This window comes from Mycolicibacterium komossense (genome assembly GCF_025822605.1).
GTDB lineage: Bacteria > Actinomycetota > Actinomycetes > Mycobacteriales > Mycobacteriaceae > Mycobacterium > Mycobacterium komossense.
Genome location: NZ_JACKTY010000029.1, coordinates 120,783 through 137,602 on the forward strand (window position 1 = coordinate 120,783; position 16,820 = coordinate 137,602).

Annotated in this window: 15 protein-coding genes; 1 reads left to right on the forward strand and 14 read right to left on the reverse strand. The window is 63.8% G+C overall.

Annotated elements, in window-relative coordinates; translation table 11 throughout:
- The 5 genes from H7J73_RS14015 to H7J73_RS14035 are packed head-to-tail and all read right to left on the reverse strand — an operon-like array spanning position 1 to position 7,147.
- Positions 1-1,080, reverse strand: a complete 1,080-nt coding sequence (locus H7J73_RS14015; protein ID WP_264068038.1) for a peptidase C39 family protein — start codon at positions 1,078-1,080, stop codon at positions 1-3.
- A 1-nt stretch (position 1,081) separates the two neighbouring features.
- Positions 1,082-2,647 (reverse strand): dipeptide ABC transporter ATP-binding protein, encoded by a 1,566-nt coding sequence (locus tag H7J73_RS14020; protein WP_264068040.1) that lies wholly within the window; start codon positions 2,645-2,647, stop codon positions 1,082-1,084.
- Positions 2,644-3,498, reverse strand: a complete 855-nt coding sequence (locus H7J73_RS14025) for an ABC transporter permease (protein ID WP_264068041.1) — start codon at positions 3,496-3,498, stop codon at positions 2,644-2,646. Before H7J73_RS14025 ends, H7J73_RS14020 begins: the two co-directional genes overlap by 4 nt.
- Positions 3,495-4,493, reverse strand: coding sequence for an ABC transporter permease (locus tag H7J73_RS14030; RefSeq protein ID WP_264068042.1), 999 nt, complete (start codon positions 4,491-4,493; stop codon positions 3,495-3,497). Before H7J73_RS14030 ends, H7J73_RS14025 begins: the two co-directional genes overlap by 4 nt.
- Entirely contained in the window at positions 4,490-7,147 is a 2,658-nt protein-coding gene (locus H7J73_RS14035) for an ABC transporter substrate-binding protein (protein ID WP_264068043.1), read from the reverse strand. The genes H7J73_RS14030 and H7J73_RS14035 overlap by 4 nt, the downstream gene beginning before the upstream one ends.
- A gap of 98 nt (positions 7,148-7,245) precedes the next feature.
- Between H7J73_RS14035 and H7J73_RS14040 the strand changes: the two genes are divergently transcribed.
- Complete coding sequence (locus tag H7J73_RS14040; protein ID WP_264068044.1) at positions 7,246-8,421, forward strand: M20 family metallopeptidase; 1,176 nt, start codon at positions 7,246-7,248, stop codon at positions 8,419-8,421.
- A gap of 150 nt (positions 8,422-8,571) precedes the next feature.
- On the opposite strand, the gene secA is transcribed toward H7J73_RS14040, so the two are convergent.
- From secA to H7J73_RS14085, 9 genes are all read right to left on the reverse strand, one after another.
- Positions 8,572-11,379 (reverse strand): preprotein translocase subunit SecA, encoded by a 2,808-nt coding sequence (gene secA, locus H7J73_RS14045; RefSeq protein ID WP_264068045.1) that lies wholly within the window; start codon positions 11,377-11,379, stop codon positions 8,572-8,574.
- A gap of 156 nt (positions 11,380-11,535) precedes the next feature.
- Positions 11,536-12,225: a ribosome hibernation-promoting factor, HPF/YfiA family gene (gene hpf / locus H7J73_RS14050; protein ID WP_264068046.1), complete on the reverse strand. Its 690-nt coding sequence runs from the start codon at positions 12,223-12,225 to the stop codon at positions 11,536-11,538.
- A 310-nt stretch (positions 12,226-12,535) separates the two neighbouring features.
- On the reverse strand, positions 12,536-13,174 hold the full coding sequence (locus H7J73_RS14055; protein ID WP_264068047.1) for a ComF family protein: 639 nt from the start codon (positions 13,172-13,174) through the stop codon (positions 12,536-12,538).
- A 93-nt stretch (positions 13,175-13,267) separates the two neighbouring features.
- Positions 13,268-14,419, reverse strand: coding sequence for an SseB family protein (locus H7J73_RS14060; RefSeq protein ID WP_264068048.1), 1,152 nt, complete (start codon positions 14,417-14,419; stop codon positions 13,268-13,270).
- Between the two features lie 169 nt (positions 14,420-14,588).
- The gene (locus tag H7J73_RS14065) at positions 14,589-15,206 is read right to left on the reverse strand and encodes a hypothetical protein (protein ID WP_264068049.1); all 618 of its coding nucleotides are present in this window, start codon (positions 15,204-15,206) and stop codon (positions 14,589-14,591) included.
- Between the two features lie 121 nt (positions 15,207-15,327).
- A complete protein-coding gene (locus H7J73_RS14070) occupies positions 15,328-15,450 on the reverse strand; it encodes a hypothetical protein (RefSeq protein ID WP_264068050.1) in 123 nt (40 codons plus the stop codon).
- 81 nt (positions 15,451-15,531) lie between these two features.
- A complete protein-coding gene (locus H7J73_RS14075; RefSeq protein ID WP_264068052.1) occupies positions 15,532-15,657 on the reverse strand; it encodes a hypothetical protein in 126 nt (41 codons plus the stop codon).
- A gap of 277 nt (positions 15,658-15,934) precedes the next feature.
- A complete protein-coding gene (locus tag H7J73_RS14080) occupies positions 15,935-16,306 on the reverse strand; it encodes a hypothetical protein (protein WP_264068053.1) in 372 nt (123 codons plus the stop codon).
- Between the two features lie 243 nt (positions 16,307-16,549).
- On the reverse strand, positions 16,550-16,741 hold the full coding sequence (locus H7J73_RS14085) for a hypothetical protein (RefSeq protein ID WP_264068055.1): 192 nt from the start codon (positions 16,739-16,741) through the stop codon (positions 16,550-16,552).
- Positions 16,742-16,820 lie beyond the last annotated feature (79 nt).

Sequence of the window (16,820 nt, forward strand, 5' to 3'; positions counted from 1 at the left end):
CTAGCGGGTGAGGAACACGACGCCGCGATATCCGTCCGCTCCCCAGCTGCACATCGAGCCGAGGTCCGCGAGCCTGACGGGAAGGTCATGGGAATCGACCCATGTCTCACCGGCCGGTGTGTCGATCCACGGGTCTTGCACGATCACGACGGAATGACCATCGGAGGCGTGGGCGGTAATCCAATGCGGCTCGTTCTGACCGTGCATCGGGATCTGAGTGATCAGCAGCAGTGCGACCTCACCGCCGGCGATCCGCGCGGCGATCTCCGCGACCTCGATCCGGTCCTCGCGCAACGGGATCTGCAACTCGGCCGCGTGCCGCATCGAGTCGCTTTGCAGCTCCAGGCGGAACTCGCGTTCGAATCCGACGAAATCCTCGACGAGCACTGGGTTGTCGGAGTTGAGCGTGACTTCGACAACCCGCTCTGCGCCGACGTGGCGTTGCAAGGCGACGGCAAGCCCGATCGGCTCACACGCGGGGAAGTTGCTTGCCCCGCGCCAGAAGTCGATTTCCAGTCGGCGGTCGGTGTGATCGCCGGCGAACCCGGGCCGGCCCGCCAGCTCGGCCGCCAGCAGCGCGGCGACGGCGCCGCAGGTGAAGTCCGTCGTTTGGGCGTAGTACCTGGCTTCGGGATGCGGCACCGATTCGAGCCACAGCGCGTATCCGCGAACCGACTCGGAGCCCCTGGCAGATGTCGGCGGTCGCATCGGAACGAATCCCCGCGTCAGGGCGAACGGCGGCAGCTCGGCGCCGGCAGGTACCTCCCATTTCGCGACCACCGCTGCCTGTGTCCGGGCCAGCTCCACCACCGCGTCCAACAGCGCCGCACCGGCCACGCCGTCGTCATCGCACCACAGATCGACGATCTTGCACGCTGCGGTGGCGGGGCGACCGGTCACCAATGCGGCAGCCACCGTTGCGTCGTCGTGCGACAACGTGACAACGCAGGGACGGTAAGGTTCACGGTTTACCTCCCACCGCGAGACACGCTCGGGGCCAAGGGTTTCGCCTAGTCCGGCGCCGAGAAGTTGACCGATGGCGTCGGCGCCGACGGTGATCGATTGTTGCAGCTGTGTCATATCAGTCCTGTTCTGAGCCTGCGACCGCTACCGCGTTTTCGCGCTGAGCGGCCGTTACGAGCGTGCGAGTGTATTCGTGGCTGGGAGAATTGAGCACGTGATCGCAGCTGCCCTGCTCCACCACGCGGCCGTTGCGCAGCACGACGACGTCGTCGGCGAGTAACCGGACGACGGCGAGGTCATGGGAGATGAACAGCAGCGTGAGACCGAGCTCGCTGCGCAGGTTCAGGAGCAGGTCAAGAATCTGCGCCTGGACCGAAACATCCAGTGCTGAAACAGATTCATCGCAGATCAACAGCCGCGGCCGAGGTGCCAATGCGCGGGCGATGGCGATGCGCTGCCGCTGCCCCCCGGACAGCTGCGCAGGCCGTCGGGCGGCGAAGTCCGCGGGCAGCCCGACGATATCGAGCAAGGCCGACACCTCCTCGGCCGGACGTCCCGCGATGTGGAGGGCCTCACGCAAGATCGCGCCCACCGTCATCATCGGATTCAGCGAAGAGTAGGGGTCTTGGAACACGATCTGCATCTGTTGCGGCGTGCGAGAGCCTCGACCGGGCGCCAGCACGGCCCCGTCGAACTCGACCGTGCCGTGGTCGTGCCGCTCCAGACCCGCGATACAGCGCGCCAAAGTTGACTTACCCGAGCCGGATTCGCCGACCACGCCGACGATCCGGCCGGCACCGACGTGAACGTCGACATCCTGCAGTACAGCCCGTTCACCGAACTTCTTGCCGAGTCCTGATACGCGCACCAGGTCCTGGGCCGGTCCGCCGGAACGACTGGGGGCAGAGTCCATCCGCAGACTCGGGTCGGCGTCGATGAGCGCGCGGGTGTACTCATGCTGCGGCGCGCCGAGAACGGCTTTCGTCGGTCCGCGTTCGACGACCGCGCCCATCTGCATGACGAGCACCTCGTCTGTACGTCCCCGAATCAGACCGAGATCGTGGGAGATCAGGATTATCGAGAGCTGGCGAGACAATTGGACCGAACGCAATAGATCGAGTATCTCGGCCTGGTTGGACGCATCGAGTGCGGTGGTCGGTTCGTCGGCGATCAACAGCCGGGGATTCGCGGCCAGCGCGGCCGCGATGGCGACCCGCTGCCGCATCCCGCCTGAGAGCTGATGGGGGTAGGCGCGCGCCACATGCGGCGGCAGCTTCACTTCCGCCAGCCGTTCGGCAATATCCGAATCACGTTGGCGACGACCGATCGAGCGGCCCTGAGCCGCCCGCAACGTCCACGCGATCTGATCTCCGCACCGGTGGACCGGCGACAGGCTGGTGAACGGATCCTGCAGTAACAGCGACACCGTGGCACCACGCACCGATCGCCACAGCTTCGCGCCGGCGTCCAGCGCAACAACGTCGGCACCCACCCGTAACGATCCCTCGGCGCGGAATCCTCGGGGAAGAAGCCCGACAAGGCTTTTCGCCGTGAGCGTCTTGCCCGATCCAGACTCGCCGATGATCGCCAGGGTGCAGCCCGGCGCGATCGCCGCATCCAGCGGCGCCACCACCGGGCCGCCGCGACCGATCACCGTCAGTCCCTCGATACTGATCCCGTTCACATGGTCTCCCCGTGCTGTGCAAGGCGTTGCCCCAGCCAGTCACCCACGAGGTTGACGGCGCAGGCAACGACGACGATCAGAAGTGCCGGGACGAACACCGCCGCCGGATTGTCGAACATGATCTCCCGGTTGGCGGCCAACTGGGCTCCCCAATCGGCGGTGCCCTGCGGTACTCCCACGCCCAGGAATGACAACGATGAGAAGGCGACGAGAGCGAATGCGACGTTCAACATCACATTGGTGACGATCAACGTCGACACGTTCGGCAGGATGTGCCGGAACATCACCCGCCATCGGGACAACGAAAGCATTTGTGCCGCTTCGACATAGGAACGCGCGGACTGTTCGAGCACGCCGGCTCGCACAATCCGGGTGTCAGAAGGCGAAAACAGGATGACCAGGAGCACAACAGTCACCCAATAGCCGCCGCCGAGCACGCCGCCCACCACGATGGCGGCCAAGAGCAGCGGCAGCGCCAGCAGCAGATCGGTCCATCTGCTGATCACAAAGTCGATCGGTCCGCGTTCGTAGCCGGCAAGGGTGCCGAGCAGGACACCGACCAGCATCGACCCCACCGCGACGCAGACCGGACCCAGTAGGGCTGACCCGGCACCGGCCACCGACATGGCAAGAACATCGCGTCCCAATTCGTCGGTGCCCAACAGATGTCCGACCGAGCCAGGCGGGACCAAGCCGGTCATGATGTCTTGGTGCATCGCGTCAGGAAACAGGAGCCGACCGAACACCGCGGCCAAGCTGGCCGCGATGAGCACTGCCATACAGGCCAACGTGGACAGCGTAATGCGTTGGCGCCAAACGAGGAACGGTCGGCGCAGGGCAGGCGCGGTCATGCGGGGATCCCGCTCTGTCGCACCCGTGGGTCGAGTAACAGATAGGCGAGATCAACCAACAGTGATATGGCCGTGATGACACAAGCGACCAGCAACGTCAGCGACTGTACGACAGCAATATCCTTGAACAACACCGAATCTCGCAGCAGCGTACCCAGCCCGGGCAGCGCAAAGGTGGTCTCCGCCAGGACGGTGCCACCGACGAGGAAGGTGAGCAGCAATCCCGCACCCGTGGTGATCGGGATCGCCGCGTTGCGCAGTGCCAACCGCAACACCGTTGCCTCGGAGAGTCCACGCGCCCTCGCCGAGGTGACGTAGTCGGTCTCGAGTTCCCGCAGCATCGCGGTACGGGTCAGCTTCACCACGATGGCTCCCAGCCCGAGCGCCAGGGTGATCGCCGGCAGGGTCAAATGCAGGACGGTGTCGAGTCCCCCGTCGCCGACGCCGTAAACCGGAAGGATCGGCACCAGATAGGCGAAGACGGTCAGCAGGAGTAACCCGAGCGCGAAGGTAGGGGCGCTGAGTCCGACCACAGCCAGCGCACTGGCGCTCCGGTCGATCCAGCCGCCGGCCCGCACCGCACTGAGCACACCCAGCGGGATGGAAACCACCATCGCCAGTACAAATGCGAATCCGCACAGCAGGGCGGTGATACCGAGCCGCTGGGAAATCGCCTCACTCACCGGCACCTGCAAGCGCACCGACTGTCCGAAATCTCCGTGCACGAATCCGCCGAGCCAGCGCAGATACTGGTCGAGCGGGGATTCGTCGAGGTGGTACTGGGCACGGATGGCCGCGACTGCTTCCGGTGTCGCGGGGCGGTTGCCGAGCAGATTCTTCACGACATCGCCGGGCGCCAGGTACAGCAGGGCGAAAATCAGGATCGACAGCACGACGAGCACAGCGAGAGTGCCAAGGGCGCGCAGCGCCAGCAGGCGGGCGGCAGGCCACCCGAGGCGTGTCGCCCGCCGCCGCACGGATAGCACATCGGTCACGACTGCGCCCGGTAGAGCTGGGCGGGCCACGAGGAGAGGAACGTGAACGGGGTGTTGCTCCGGATGCCCAGGTTGTCCGCGAAGGCGGTCGCCGACTGGCCCCACCACAACGGCACGTTCACGATGTCCTTGGCCTGCAGCGTCTCCGCTTTCAGCAGCAGATCGATGCGCTTACCCGGATCCGGCTCCGCGCCGGCCTGGGCGAGCAGTTCGTTGATCGCGGGGTTGACGTAACCAGCCGGGTTACCAGCGCCGAGCAAGTAGTTCGGCACTTCGGCGGGGTCTCCGGAGGTGGAGAAGTACCACATCAGCCCGATCCCGTGGTCCGACGATGCGTCCAGGCTGGCGAGCCACTCCTCAATAGGCACCTCGCGCACGTTGAGCACGATGCCGATCTCTTTGAGATTCTGGGCCAGAGCTTGAGCTGCCTTACCGAGCTGGGGACCCGTACTGGGAGTGAGGATTTCGGCCTCGAACCCACCTGGGTGTGTCGATGCCGCGAGCGCCGCCTTAGCAGCATTCATGTCGAAATCGTGCTGCGGCACCGTGGCAAGCTTGTCGCGGGCTTCGGAAGCCGACAACGTGCTGGTCAGGGATTCCGGCGTCATGATGGCCGTCGCCGCCTCGCCGTGTCCGCGCAGCAACTTCTCGACATAGGCCTTTCGATCCACCGCGTGAGCGAAGGCCTCGCGGACCTTCGGATCGTCGAATGGCGCTATGTTCGGATTCAGGTAAAGGCCCACATACGACAGGTCGCTGACATAGTCGACGTGCATGTTCGGCAGCTTTTCCCACTGTGTGGTCTGCGCGAGTGGGACGTTGAATGCCATGTCGAGGTTGCCGGACTGAGCCGCGACCAACCGGGTCGAATCGTCGGAGATGAAGTTGATGGTGATGTCCTTGACCTTCGGCTCCTGACCCCGCCAGTTATCGACACGCTCGAAATTCACGTGTGAATCCGGGACGAATTCGGTGACCTTGTAGGGGCCCGTCCCCATCAGCAGCGCACCGGGGGTGCCCACCTTGCCCTGGTTGCGCTCCCAGAACGCCTTTGAGGTGATGAAGGCTGCTCCCGCGGCACTCATCGTCTTGGCGAACGCGGCGTCTGGTTTGGCCAGCCGGACCGTGACCTCGTGATCGCCGGTCTTCTCGATGGACGAGACTGCGGCCATCTGGCTCGAAATACCGGGTGAGGCCGTCTCACTGCGAGCTTGGTCGAGGCTGAACACGACGTCTTCGGGGGTTACGGGGGTGCCGTCCTGGAACTTGGCGTCGTCGCGCAACTCGTAGACGTAGGTGACCTCATTGGGTTGTGTCCAGGACTCGGCCAGCCCCGGCTTGACCCGACCCGTCTCATCGAGGGAGACCAGACCTTCCTGAGCGATGGACGCCACGTAGTAGTTCAGGATCCCCGACTCCTGCCCGACGTAAAGGTTGGACAGCGACCCGGGAAGAGCGACCGTGATGTGCTCGATCTGCTCGCCCGTATCGGTGGCTCCGGCCGATTGGCGAGAGTCATTACCGGCGCACCCGACCAGCACGAGTGCGCCGGTGGCAAGGACAGCGGTTGCTCGAGCTGCACGGCCCGATTGAATTGACGGCATGTGTGCACTTTCTTCGTCGGGAAACAGGCGAGATCGGACAGAGATGGGGAATCGGGCGCGGTGACTATCGCTTCGGCGTCGTGCGGCAACAAGTTCGTCGATGCCGACAGTCGCCGGGCGGTACGAGGCCAAACCCCGCAGCGCGACGCTGATGGTCGGGCTCGCCGCGGCGTCGGCAAGGGTCACCGCGGTGACGCGGCGCGTGATCGGCGGATCGAGTGCGAGCGTTCGAACTCGGTCCGCCAGAGCGGATCCCTGTAACGCGCTTTCGGCCAGGAAGACCGTGCCGTGTCCGCAGTTGGCAAGGGCGAGAGCAGATTCAGTGCGAGTAACGAGGGTGTCACCCGCGTCGACCACCCGCCCGATGGACGCCGCGACGGCGTCGCTGTAGGTCCCGGGACCCAGGATCCAAGGTTGATCGGCCAGTCCCCGTGGGTCGACACGCACCCCGTCGGCGTCAACGTCGGCCGTCGTCAGGGCGACAACCTCCTCGGCGAACAGAAACGTCGATCGCGTACCGGCGCGCCGGCGGCCGGTCCGGCGCCGTCCGGCGGCGACGGTGCCGAACACGATCGCCAGATCTGCGCGGCCGCCCTGCACCATGGCGACTGCCTCATCTGAGTCGGCGGCCTCGGCAACGCTGATATCAAGGCTGGGGAAGTGCGCAGCGAGCCAACCCGACACCGGCGCTACCACGAGGCCGATCGACTCGGGAGGCCCTGTCAGGCGGACGGCGCCGGCCCGCCTGCCGAGCAGGCGTGCCAGCTCTGTTGCGGCCGCGGTCATACTCGCATCGATCCGCGGCGCATGTTGGGCAAGCAGCGTCCCTGCCGGGGTGAGACGGGCGGCGCGCGCCGACCGTGCCACCAGCGGGGCGCCGAGTCGCGTTTCCAGACGCTGCACGTGCTGAGTGATCGTGGGCTGGGTGTAGCCGAGAGCGCGGGCGGCGGCGCTGATAGATCCCGTCTCGTTGATAGCGACCAAGATTCTAAGGGAGTGAAGGTCAAGTGCACGCGTAAGCGCCTCGATCTCGCCCTGTGCTTCATCCACGGGTAGCACTATGACATAGCCATAGGGTCTAGCAATCGATTTTGACGATTCCATTGCGTTACATGATGTGAAGCGCGAGCGGATGACATACTTCGGCGATGACCTCAGACAATGCGCTGACATCGGTAGAGGCGGCCGTCCGACGCCGCAGCGGAGATCTCGTCGAGCTGTCGCATTCGATCCACAGCGAGCCCGAACTCGCCTTCGCCGAGCACCGGAGCTGCGCCAAGACAAAGGCACTGGTCGCTGAGCGCGGGTTCGATATCGCTGCCGGAACCGCCGGGTTGGATACCGCGTTCAGGGCCGTCTACGGCGCCGGATCACTGGCAGTCGGCATCTGCGCGGAGTATGACGCGTTGCCGGAGCTCGGCCACGCCTGCGGTCACAACATCATCGCGGCATCGGCCGTCGGGACCGCGCTGGCGCTAGCCGAGGTGGCCGACGAACTGGATTTGACCGTCGTCCTGCTCGGCACGCCCGCCGAGGAGGCCGGCGGCGGCAAGGCGCTCATGCTTGAGGCCGGCGCGTTCGACGACGTCGCCGCGGCCGTCATGATGCATCCCGGGTCCTACGACATGGCCAACGCACGATCACTCGCGCTCTCACAGGTGGCGGTCGAGTATCACGGCCGAGAAGCACACGCGGCCGTTGCCCCCCACTTGGGGCGCAACGCCGCGGATGCGGCCACCGTGACTCAGGTCGCGGTTGGCCTGCTGCGCCAACACCTGAATCGTGGCCAAATGGTGCACGGAATCATCAGCGAGGGCGGGCAAGCCGCCAACGTGATCCCGGCCCGCTCGGCGATGGACTACATCATGCGCGCCGACGACACCTCCTCGCTGCGCGAACTACGGGACAGGATGTCGGACTGCTTCCGCGCGGGCGCCGTGGCGACGGGCTGCGACTTTGAGGTGCGAGAGACAGAGCCGACGTACCTTGAGTTGACACCCGACCGTTGGCTCGCCGACTTGTTTCGAAAAGAGATGCAGCGCCTGGACAGGAATCCGGTCACCGCGCAGATCGAAGCCGGCTCCCCCTTCGGTTCCACCGACATGGGCAACATCACGCAGGCCATGCCGGCCATTCACCCGATCGTCGGAATCGACGCCAACGGGGCCTCTATTCACCAGCCGGTATTCGCGAAGGCGGCAGCCGGGCCCAGTGCCGACAAAGCCCTCATCGAAGGCGCCGTGATGCTCGCGCGCACCGTGGTCGGCCTGGCGCAGTGTCCCACCGAGCGAGATCGGGTGCAGGAACAGCACCTGGCCCGGTGAGGCTTCCACCCGGATAGCGGCCAACGACCCAAATGGCTTCCCCGGCAACGGATTTCGGCCGAGCCCAGCTCTCCCTGTGACGCAGGCCTTGCCCGCGACTTTGGGCACCCCGCCGGGGCGCAGCAGCAGCTGGGCCCAGCGGGTGCGGCGTCAGCCCTTCTTGGCGCGGCGGGCCGCCTCGCGGCGCTCCCGCCGGGTCCCCGTCGGAGCAGCGTGCGCCCCGCGGCCGTTGCGACGCTGCACCTGGGCGTCGCCGTCCTCGGACGGGCCGGTGTAGGTGAGCGCCTTATCCGAGTCGTCGTCCGCAATTCCCTTGGCACGCAAGCCCGAAGCCGGCGGGCGGGGGGTATCGGAGCCGGCGGCACGCTGGGCCTGAGCGTTGGCGGCCGCCGCGGCGGCGAACTGGGCCAGCCCCTCCGGCGTCGCCACCGGAGCGACCGTCGGCGCTTGCGGCGCCGCCTCGACCTGAACGTTGAACAGGAAGCCGACGGACTCTTCCTTCAGGCCGTCGAGCATGCCCATGAACATGTCATAGCCCTCACGCTGGTACTCGACCAGCGGGTCGCGCTGTGCCATGGCACGCAGGCCGATGCCCTCTTTGAGGTAGTCCATCTCGTAGAGGTGCTCGCGCCACTTGCGGTCGATCACGGACAGCAACACGTTGCGTTCGAGCTGCCGCATCGCGCCCTCACCGGCGAGGGCTTCGAGCTCTGCCTCGCGCTTGGCGTACGCCGCCTTCGCGTCGTCGACGAGAGCCTCCAGAAGTTCTTCTCGGGTCAGTTCGCCCGCTTCTCCGACCGCGTCGGAGTCGATCAGGTGCTCATGATCGATGCCGACCGGATAAAGCGTCTTGAGCGCCTCCCAGAGCTTCTCCAGGTCCCAGTCCTCGGAATAGCCTTCCGCGGTCGCGCCATCGACGTACGCCGTGACGACGTCGACGAGCATGTCCTCGGCCTGCTTCTGCAGCGATTCGCCTTCGAGGATGCGCCTGCGCTCCTCGTAGATGACCTTGCGCTGCTGGTTCATCACCTCGTCGTACTTGAGGACGTTCTTGCGGACCTCGAAGTTCTGCTGCTCGACCTGGGTCTGTGCGCTCTTGATCGCGCGGGTGACCATCTTGGCCTCGATCGGCACGTCGTCGGGCAAGTTGAGGCGGTTCAGCAGCGCCTCAAGTGTTTCGCCGTTGAAGCGGCGCATCAACTCATCGCCCAGGGACAGGTAGAACCGTGACTCGCCCGGGTCACCCTGTCGTCCGGACCGACCACGCAGCTGGTTGTCGATACGACGTGACTCGTGGCGCTCGGTGCCGAGCACGTAGAGGCCGCCGACTTCACGGACGTCGGCCGCCTCCTCGGTGGCCTCGGCCTTGATCTCGGTGAGCACCTCATCCCAAGCTGCCTCGTACTCGTCGGGAGTCTCGATGGGGTCGAGGCCGCGCTCACGCAGGCGCTTGTCCGCCAAGAAGTCGACGTTGCCGCCGAGCACGATGTCAGTGCCTCGGCCGGCCATGTTGGTGGCGACCGTGATCGCGCCGAGCCGGCCGGCTTCGGCGATGATGCCGGCTTCCTGCTCGTGATACTTGGCGTTGAGGACGTTGTGCGGGACTTTGCGCTTGGTGAACTGCCGCGACAGATACTCCGAGCGCTCCACGCTGGTGGTACCGATCAGGACCGGTTGGCCCTTTTCGTAGCGTTCGGTCACGTCGTCGACGACCGCGATGTATTTGGCTTCTTCGGTCTTGTAGATCAGGTCCGACTGATCGGTGCGGACCATCGAGCGGTTGGTCGGGATCGGGACCACACCGAGCTTGTAAATCTCGTGCAGCTCCGCGGCTTCGGTCTGGGCGGTACCCGTCATCCCGGAGAGCTTGTCGTAGAGCCGGAAGTAGTTCTGCAGCGTGATCGTGGCCAGCGTCTGGTTCTCGGCCTTGATCTCGACGTGCTCCTTGGCCTCGATGGCCTGGTGCATGCCCTCGTTGTAGCGGCGCCCGACCAGCACGCGGCCGGTGAACTCGTCGACGATCACGACTTCGCCGTTGCGGACGATGTAGTCCTTATCGCGCTGGAACAGCTCTTTGGCCTTGAGCGAGTTGTTCAGGTAGCTGACCAGCGGTGAGTTGGCGGCCTCATAGAGGTTCTCGATGCCGAGCTGATCTTCGACGAACTCCACGCCGAGTTCGTGCACACCGATGGTGCGCTTGCGGATGTCCACCTCGTAGTGGGTGTCCTTCTCCATCAGCGGAGCCAGGCGGGCGAATTCGGTGTACCAATTCGAGGCACCGTCGGCGGGACCCGAGATGATCAGCGGGGTACGAGCCTCGTCGATCAGGATGGAGTCGACCTCGTCGACGATGGCGAAGTTGTGGCCGCGCTGAACGCGCTCTTCGAGAGAGTGCGCCATGTTGTCGCGCAGGTAGTCGAACCCGAACTCGTTGTTGGTGCCGTAAGTGATGTCGGCGGCGTAAGCGACGCGTCGTTCGTCGGGCGTCATCCCCGACAGGATCACGCCAACATCAAGGCCGAGGAAGCGGTGCACGCGACCCATCCACTCGCTGTCGCGCTTGGCCAGGTAGTCGTTGACGGTGACGACGTGGACGCCGTCGCCGGAGATGGCGTTGAGGTAGGCGGGGAGCACACAGGTCAGGGTCTTGCCCTCACCGGTCTTCATCTCTGCGACGTTGCCGAAATGCAGCGCCGCGCCGCCCATCAGCTGGACGTCGAACGGGCGCTGACTCAGGACCCGCCAGGCAGCTTCACGAGCGACGGCGAAACCCTCGGGCAGCAGCTCATCGAGGCTCTCGCCGTCGGAATAGCGCTTCTTGAACTCGTCGGTTTTGGCGCGCAGCTCCTCGTCGGAGAGCTTCTCGACGTCGTCGGACAAGGTGTTGACGTAGTCAGCCACCCCCTTGAGGCGCTTGACCATGCGACCTTCACCAAGGCGCAGCAACTTCGAAAGCACGAATTTATCCCCTACAGGATTGGAGTCTTTGCCTGCTCCATCCTAGGTGACGCCGGAAGACGGCCCCTCCAACGTCGACTTATTGTGTCGCGAGCCCCGCCCAACCGCGGCGGTCGGGCGGGGTCTCGAGACAAACTGCAGGTCAGGCCGGTCGGGTCAGGCCAGCCGAATCAGTCCGTAATCGTAGGCGTGTCTGCGGTAGACGACTGTCGGGCGGTCGGTGCTCTCGTCCTGGAACAGGAAGAAGTCATGCCCGACCAATTCCATTTCATAAAGCGCGTCATCCACGGTCATCGGTTTGGCTGGGTGCTCTTTGGTGCGCACCACCCGACCGGGTTCGTGGTCGTCGAGCGGCGTGGCGTCCAGTTCGGCCGCAACGGCATCGAGCGCCTCGGCCGGAGCCGAGAAATCGGCGGTCATCGCGGTCGCTTCGGCCAGGGATACCGGCGTCTTGTCGCCGTAGTGGATTTTGCGGCGGTCCTTGCCACGGCGCAGCCGTGCCTCAAGTTTGGCGACGGCGGACTCGAGCGCGGCGTAGAAACTGTCGGCGCAGGCTTCGCCCCGGACGACAGGACCGCGGCCGCGCGCGGTGATCTCCACGTGCTGGCAACTCTTGCGCTGACGCCGATTTTTCTCGTGATCGAGTTCGACATCGAACATGTAGATAGTGCGGTCGAAGCGCTCCAGACGGGCGAGCTTCTCGGAGACGTACAGGCGGAAGTGTTCGGGGACCTCGACGTTGCGTCCCTTGACGACCACTTCGGCATTGGGAGCCGGTTCGGAATGATCGTCGACTTCGCGGTAGGGGGTCAGCGTTTGGGCAGTATCCACGGATTGGGTTGACATGCTTGACAACTCATTTCTGTTGCACGTCGCACGCGCACTGGCGTGCCTGACTCGTGAAGGACGTGCGCCGAGAGCTCTGGGAACCGATTCGAATGGGCAGCCCCGCGGCGCCAGGTGTCGAAAGCTCACCTCCTACCGCAGTCGGCCGAAGTGGGGCCTCACTGTCTGAAGCCCGCCGCGATGGAATCGCGGATCGTAGGAACCGACGGTAGTCCGCGTTCACCCAAACGTGCCACCTTTTTCGCACACCTGTTGCCAGTTCTTTCGACGCTCGTTACACGGACCGTGGTCCTTCCCCCGGGAGCGCTACTTACGCGGCAGCCAGTGTCAGCACACCCGCCACCCGCGCTCCCGCAGTTTGCAGGACACGGACAGATTCCCGAGCCGTCGACCCGGTGGTGATGATGTCGTCGACGACGAGGACGTCACGGTCACACGGCAGGTCCTTAGCTGTCATAAGCACCCGACCTGCGATATTGCGTTCCCTGGCCGAAGTGCTGAGGCCGACGGAATCGCGAACCAGCGCTTTCATCCGCAACGCCGAGACAACCACGATGTCCGGGTGGGCAGCGACGGCGGCCGTTGCCACTCGGGCGACCGGATCACCGCCGCGTCGGCGAGCTGCCTGGCGACGCGTCGGGGCCGGGACGATCGTCAGCGGAAGGTCGAGCAGGCCCCAGTTGTGGAGGTGGTGGATGCCCGTTGCCAAGACATGCGCAAACGGCGCGACGAGGTCGGTGCGACCGTGTTCTTTGAGCGCGACGATGGCCTGTCTGCGACTTCCGGCGTAGCGGCCCAAGCTGAACACCGGGACGCCCGGATCCAGCCGCGGGGTGGCGAGGTGCGGCTCGTCTTGGGCGACTTGGATTGCTGCGGAACAGGTTTCACACCATCGAGTGGACGGCGCCCCACAGCCACCACATTCCAGCGGCAGGATGAGATCGAGCATGGTGTGAGTGTGGTCGCGGGGTGTGACAGGTTGCGGGGGGCGTGCGGGTGGCCCGGCGGCGAGATCGACGTGAGGGTCGTTGTGCGCGGGGATTCACGACCCTGGTGTGAATCTCGGTGACTTTGGGCCCGTAGCGCCGATTTCGGCCGCCGACAGGGCAATTGTGGGTCCCGACGGGTTGATAACAATGCCACCGTGGCCTTCATTGCGGATCATCTCGACCACAGCGCGGGTGGTGAACGCGGTTACCGCGTCCGACGGTCTGAAGGCAACCACCTCGGGAGCGCTGGTAAAGCCGAGAAGTCCAGTGGAACCGTCTGGCAAGGTCGTTGATCCGACGCTCACGTTGTCGGGCGTGGCGTCGTCGAGGCCGAGCAATAGTGGGCCGTCCTCCAAGAAAGCCGCAAGGACCGCCTTACGGTCGATATCGCCTGCCGCCAGTGCGGCCAGGGCTGCCTTCAGCGGCTCATTTCGCGGATTGCGCAGCGCGAAGTCGACCTCTGCTGCCGAGATCGCACATGTAGGGCCCGCCGGGTCGATGTAGAGCCACGAATCATGCTGGCGTCGCACCAACTCGAGTGCGCCGACCGCGGGCGTCACCATCGACCGAATACGCGTCCCCGGCGGGTACATCCGCGCGATTTCGTCGTTGCGGGTGTATGCAAACAACGCCCGGCCGCCTCCCGGCCCGGTGCCGCCGCCGATCTGCATTCGTGCCCCAGCCTCGAACTGCCCCGTCGCCGAGAGTTCCGAGCCGGTGATATCGAACAAGAGGTCACCGAACATGCACGTCCTCAGGACCTCGAGAGCACGTCGTTGTCCAGGCTCGGCGGCGAATGCGGCGACAGCCTGTCGGACGATTGTGTTGTCAACCAGTGTGTGGGCTTGGTCGCTCTGCCGCGTTTCGCCTTCGGTCAGATTGCTCGGCGTCGGTTCGGGGACCGCGTCGGCGAACCCGACTGCCGCGAATTCGACTTTGGCGAAATCCAACCGCTCATCGTTTCCAAGCGTGTTGTCGATGACGAAGGCGATATTGATCGGCAACGACCGCATTTGGGCATGAAACCGAGTTCCGACCAATCGCGCACACGCCACAATCACGTAAATCCAGACGAACGGTCCGTCCTCGTCGGTGGCCAAGAAATCATGCTGCGCCCTGGCCGTGTCGAACGCGTCGGGATAGTGGTATTTGATCGGGCGCTCCAGGCGCGCCACAAGGTAATCGTCGCGATCAGGACCAGGCATCTGGCGCAGGATGTTGGCACGAACCGGAAGTTGGCCCCCGAAGTCGGATGGGCCAAGGTCCAGACTACGAATGACAAACGTTGCCATTGCTCACCCTTTCAGTGACTTTCACTGTGTGCGTACGGATCTCGAAGCCGACGCCCGATGTTCACACCCGACCCGACGCCACTCAACGTGGCAAACCTCGGTCGGGCCAGTCGCCAAGACGTGCAAGGACGGACTCAGGTGGGCCGTCCAAGAGCAACTCATCCAATTCACCGTATGTCAACGGCAATAGCCGGTTCTCCGGCTGCATCCCGCCAACCTGAAGCACAAGATATCTGGTCGGATCTTCTCTTAGTTCGAACTTGGAAATATACCGACCCAGGGACGTCTGAACTACGCGTGGATCAAGTCCTGAGTCCTCCCACGCCCAGTAGATCGGGTCGATTCGGAGCTCGATCCTGAGGGAATCACCGATATCGGCTATTACATATTTTCCGGCATTATCGAGTGAGGTAAAGAATCCACGCAAGCTTTCGAACGGCTCGTTGCGATGCTCGGTGGTTGACCTGAGGACGTCATACCCACCGCCTTTTGCTTCGATGATGTACGCAGTCCAAGCCGGGGAGGGGTAACCGGCCCGCAAACTCAAACGGCCGCCCTCCCAGCACGGTTCATCCATCGGAGACTTCCCTGCATATGTATAAATCTGACGCCACTTCTCATAGTGGCCAAGTAACTCTTCGAGTCCTGCATCACGTCCGATGTCACCCGAAGTCATGTCGGCCTCCCGGTTCCCGTCCATCTGATTATCGTTCCCTGACTCCCCTCGCTGCATAAATCACCGCCGTCAACGGCGTTTGCGACACCAATCGGACAGACTCGGCCACGGCGAACACCTACCAAGGGTTTTCAGGTCGACGTAGCTAGCCGCGATTCTCCGGTGATGCGTAGCCAGGCGTGAACCCCTTCTCGTCAACGATCAGGTTCAACGCGCCCAGGTTGAACTCCTGAATATCGCCGAAGGTGATCTTGCTAAACCTAACCATTATGTCCTCGGCGCCCTGCTCCAGGGTTTTGCCATCCCAGTCGATGGGTATCGATACCGCCGCTTGTACGAGTGTCGATACCTAATCGGCCAATAACTCGCCGCGATCTTTCCCATAGACTTCGACAAGTTTGGCGGCGTCTACCCTGGGCACGGCGGTGTCCCTGATCGCCGCGATCACGGTAGCCTTCAGATGATCGTCGTCCACCTTCGCTCCTTATAGTCGTTGAAATATAACTCTTTCAGTGTCGGTTTGCGGATCAGCAATCACGATTCGAGTGACATTGGAATTATCCAGAGGTCTCGGTAGTTCTACCGTTTCCCGTACGTTCCCCGGTCTCAAGTTCGACCCAATTACAGCGTGCACTTCTCCAGCGACGCTATTGGCATAAGTTGCTGATACTTGGTCCCACCACCAGTCAGCATCAGCGTCCCGTGGAGACCATTTAGGCGGCACGATCAAACTGCCTAAATGACGTAGGAAATCATTGGGGCGGGGTAAATCGGCCAGGAGAATGTACGACAACTGGCAGCAAGGTCAGCGCGTTCGCAACTTGGGCTCGCACAGCTTCGCGCAACGCTGTTGAATTTTCAGGCAGCCTAGGTGCATCACCCGGTTCAGCCAGCAGCGCAACAGGTTTCGCCAGACCATCGACAGCCACTGAGCCAACGGGCTGAAGAATAGTGCCAGGAAGAAGCGCTATCTCCCGCTCATCAGGATGGCGGGCCAACTGAGCGATGCTGCGTCCGGTCATCGTCACAATCGCCACCAGTTGCTCGGCGGCGAAGTTTTCACTAGCAACCCTTGGATCAGCTGAGGTCGGTAAGACTTCCTGCAGAGTTATCACTGAAGTCATGCCTGCGCCAGTGGTTCCTCAATAGGTCACCCCAGGCGTGGCTGGAAGCGCGAGGATCGCGTCTATGAAACTCTGTGTCATCGTGTCGACCTAACCTCCTCGATCGCGGTGAGGGTGGCTGCGGCAGCTCGCCGCACAAACTCGGCGCCTCGCGCCTTTCCGTGCACATCCCACTGCCAGCTACCGACGTACGTCAATTCTGATTCCGGACGGCCTGGAAATCCAACCTCGATAATGTCGCTGTCAACCAGCAGTGGCGAGGGCGCTGCAACTATGGAGTATCCCCACGACGATCTCAGGGGAATTGCCGGTATAGTCCGGAAATTCGCTTCGATTCCCGAAGAAAGAATAAGCGTCGTGGTCGTCGGCGACGAGTCGATCCTGGACAGTGTCGTCGCGGAGGGTGTCGTCGTTGTCGATGACGATCGGTTTCATATGCCCGCTCCCAGCGTTGTCACTTGTCCCAATCGAGTAGTCCTGCCGTCTGCGGGGACCTTCATCACGATTGAGCGCA

What these genes read in the sequence shown, in the direction of transcription:
- H7J73_RS14015 (WP_264068038.1), bottom strand. Translation starts at nt 1,080, where the DNA reads ATGACACAGCTGCAACAATCGATCACCGTCGGCGCCGACGCCATCGGT.
- H7J73_RS14025 (WP_264068041.1), bottom strand. Translation starts at nt 3,498, where the DNA reads ATGACCGCGCCTGCCCTGCGCCGACCGTTCCTCGTTTGGCGCCAACGC.
- H7J73_RS14040 (WP_264068044.1), top strand. Translation starts at nt 7,246, where the DNA reads ATGACCTCAGACAATGCGCTGACATCGGTAGAGGCGGCCGTCCGACGC.
- hpf (WP_264068046.1), bottom strand. Translation starts at nt 12,225, where the DNA reads ATGTCAACCCAATCCGTGGATACTGCCCAAACGCTGACCCCCTACCGC.
- H7J73_RS14055 (WP_264068047.1), bottom strand. Translation starts at nt 13,174, where the DNA reads ATGCTCGATCTCATCCTGCCGCTGGAATGTGGTGGCTGTGGGGCGCCG.
- H7J73_RS14060 (WP_264068048.1), bottom strand. Translation starts at nt 14,419, where the DNA reads ATGCCTGGTCCTGATCGCGACGATTACCTTGTGGCGCGCCTGGAGCGC.
- H7J73_RS14065 (WP_264068049.1), bottom strand. Translation starts at nt 15,206, where the DNA reads ATGGACGGGAACCGGGAGGCCGACATGACTTCGGGTGACATCGGACGT.
- H7J73_RS14070 (WP_264068050.1), bottom strand. Translation starts at nt 15,450, where the DNA reads ATGGTTAGGTTTAGCAAGATCACCTTCGGCGATATTCAGGAGTTCAAC.
- H7J73_RS14080 (WP_264068053.1), bottom strand. Translation starts at nt 16,306, where the DNA reads ATGACTTCAGTGATAACTCTGCAGGAAGTCTTACCGACCTCAGCTGAT.
- H7J73_RS14085 (WP_264068055.1), bottom strand. Translation starts at nt 16,741, where the DNA reads ATGAAACCGATCGTCATCGACAACGACGACACCCTCCGCGACGACACT.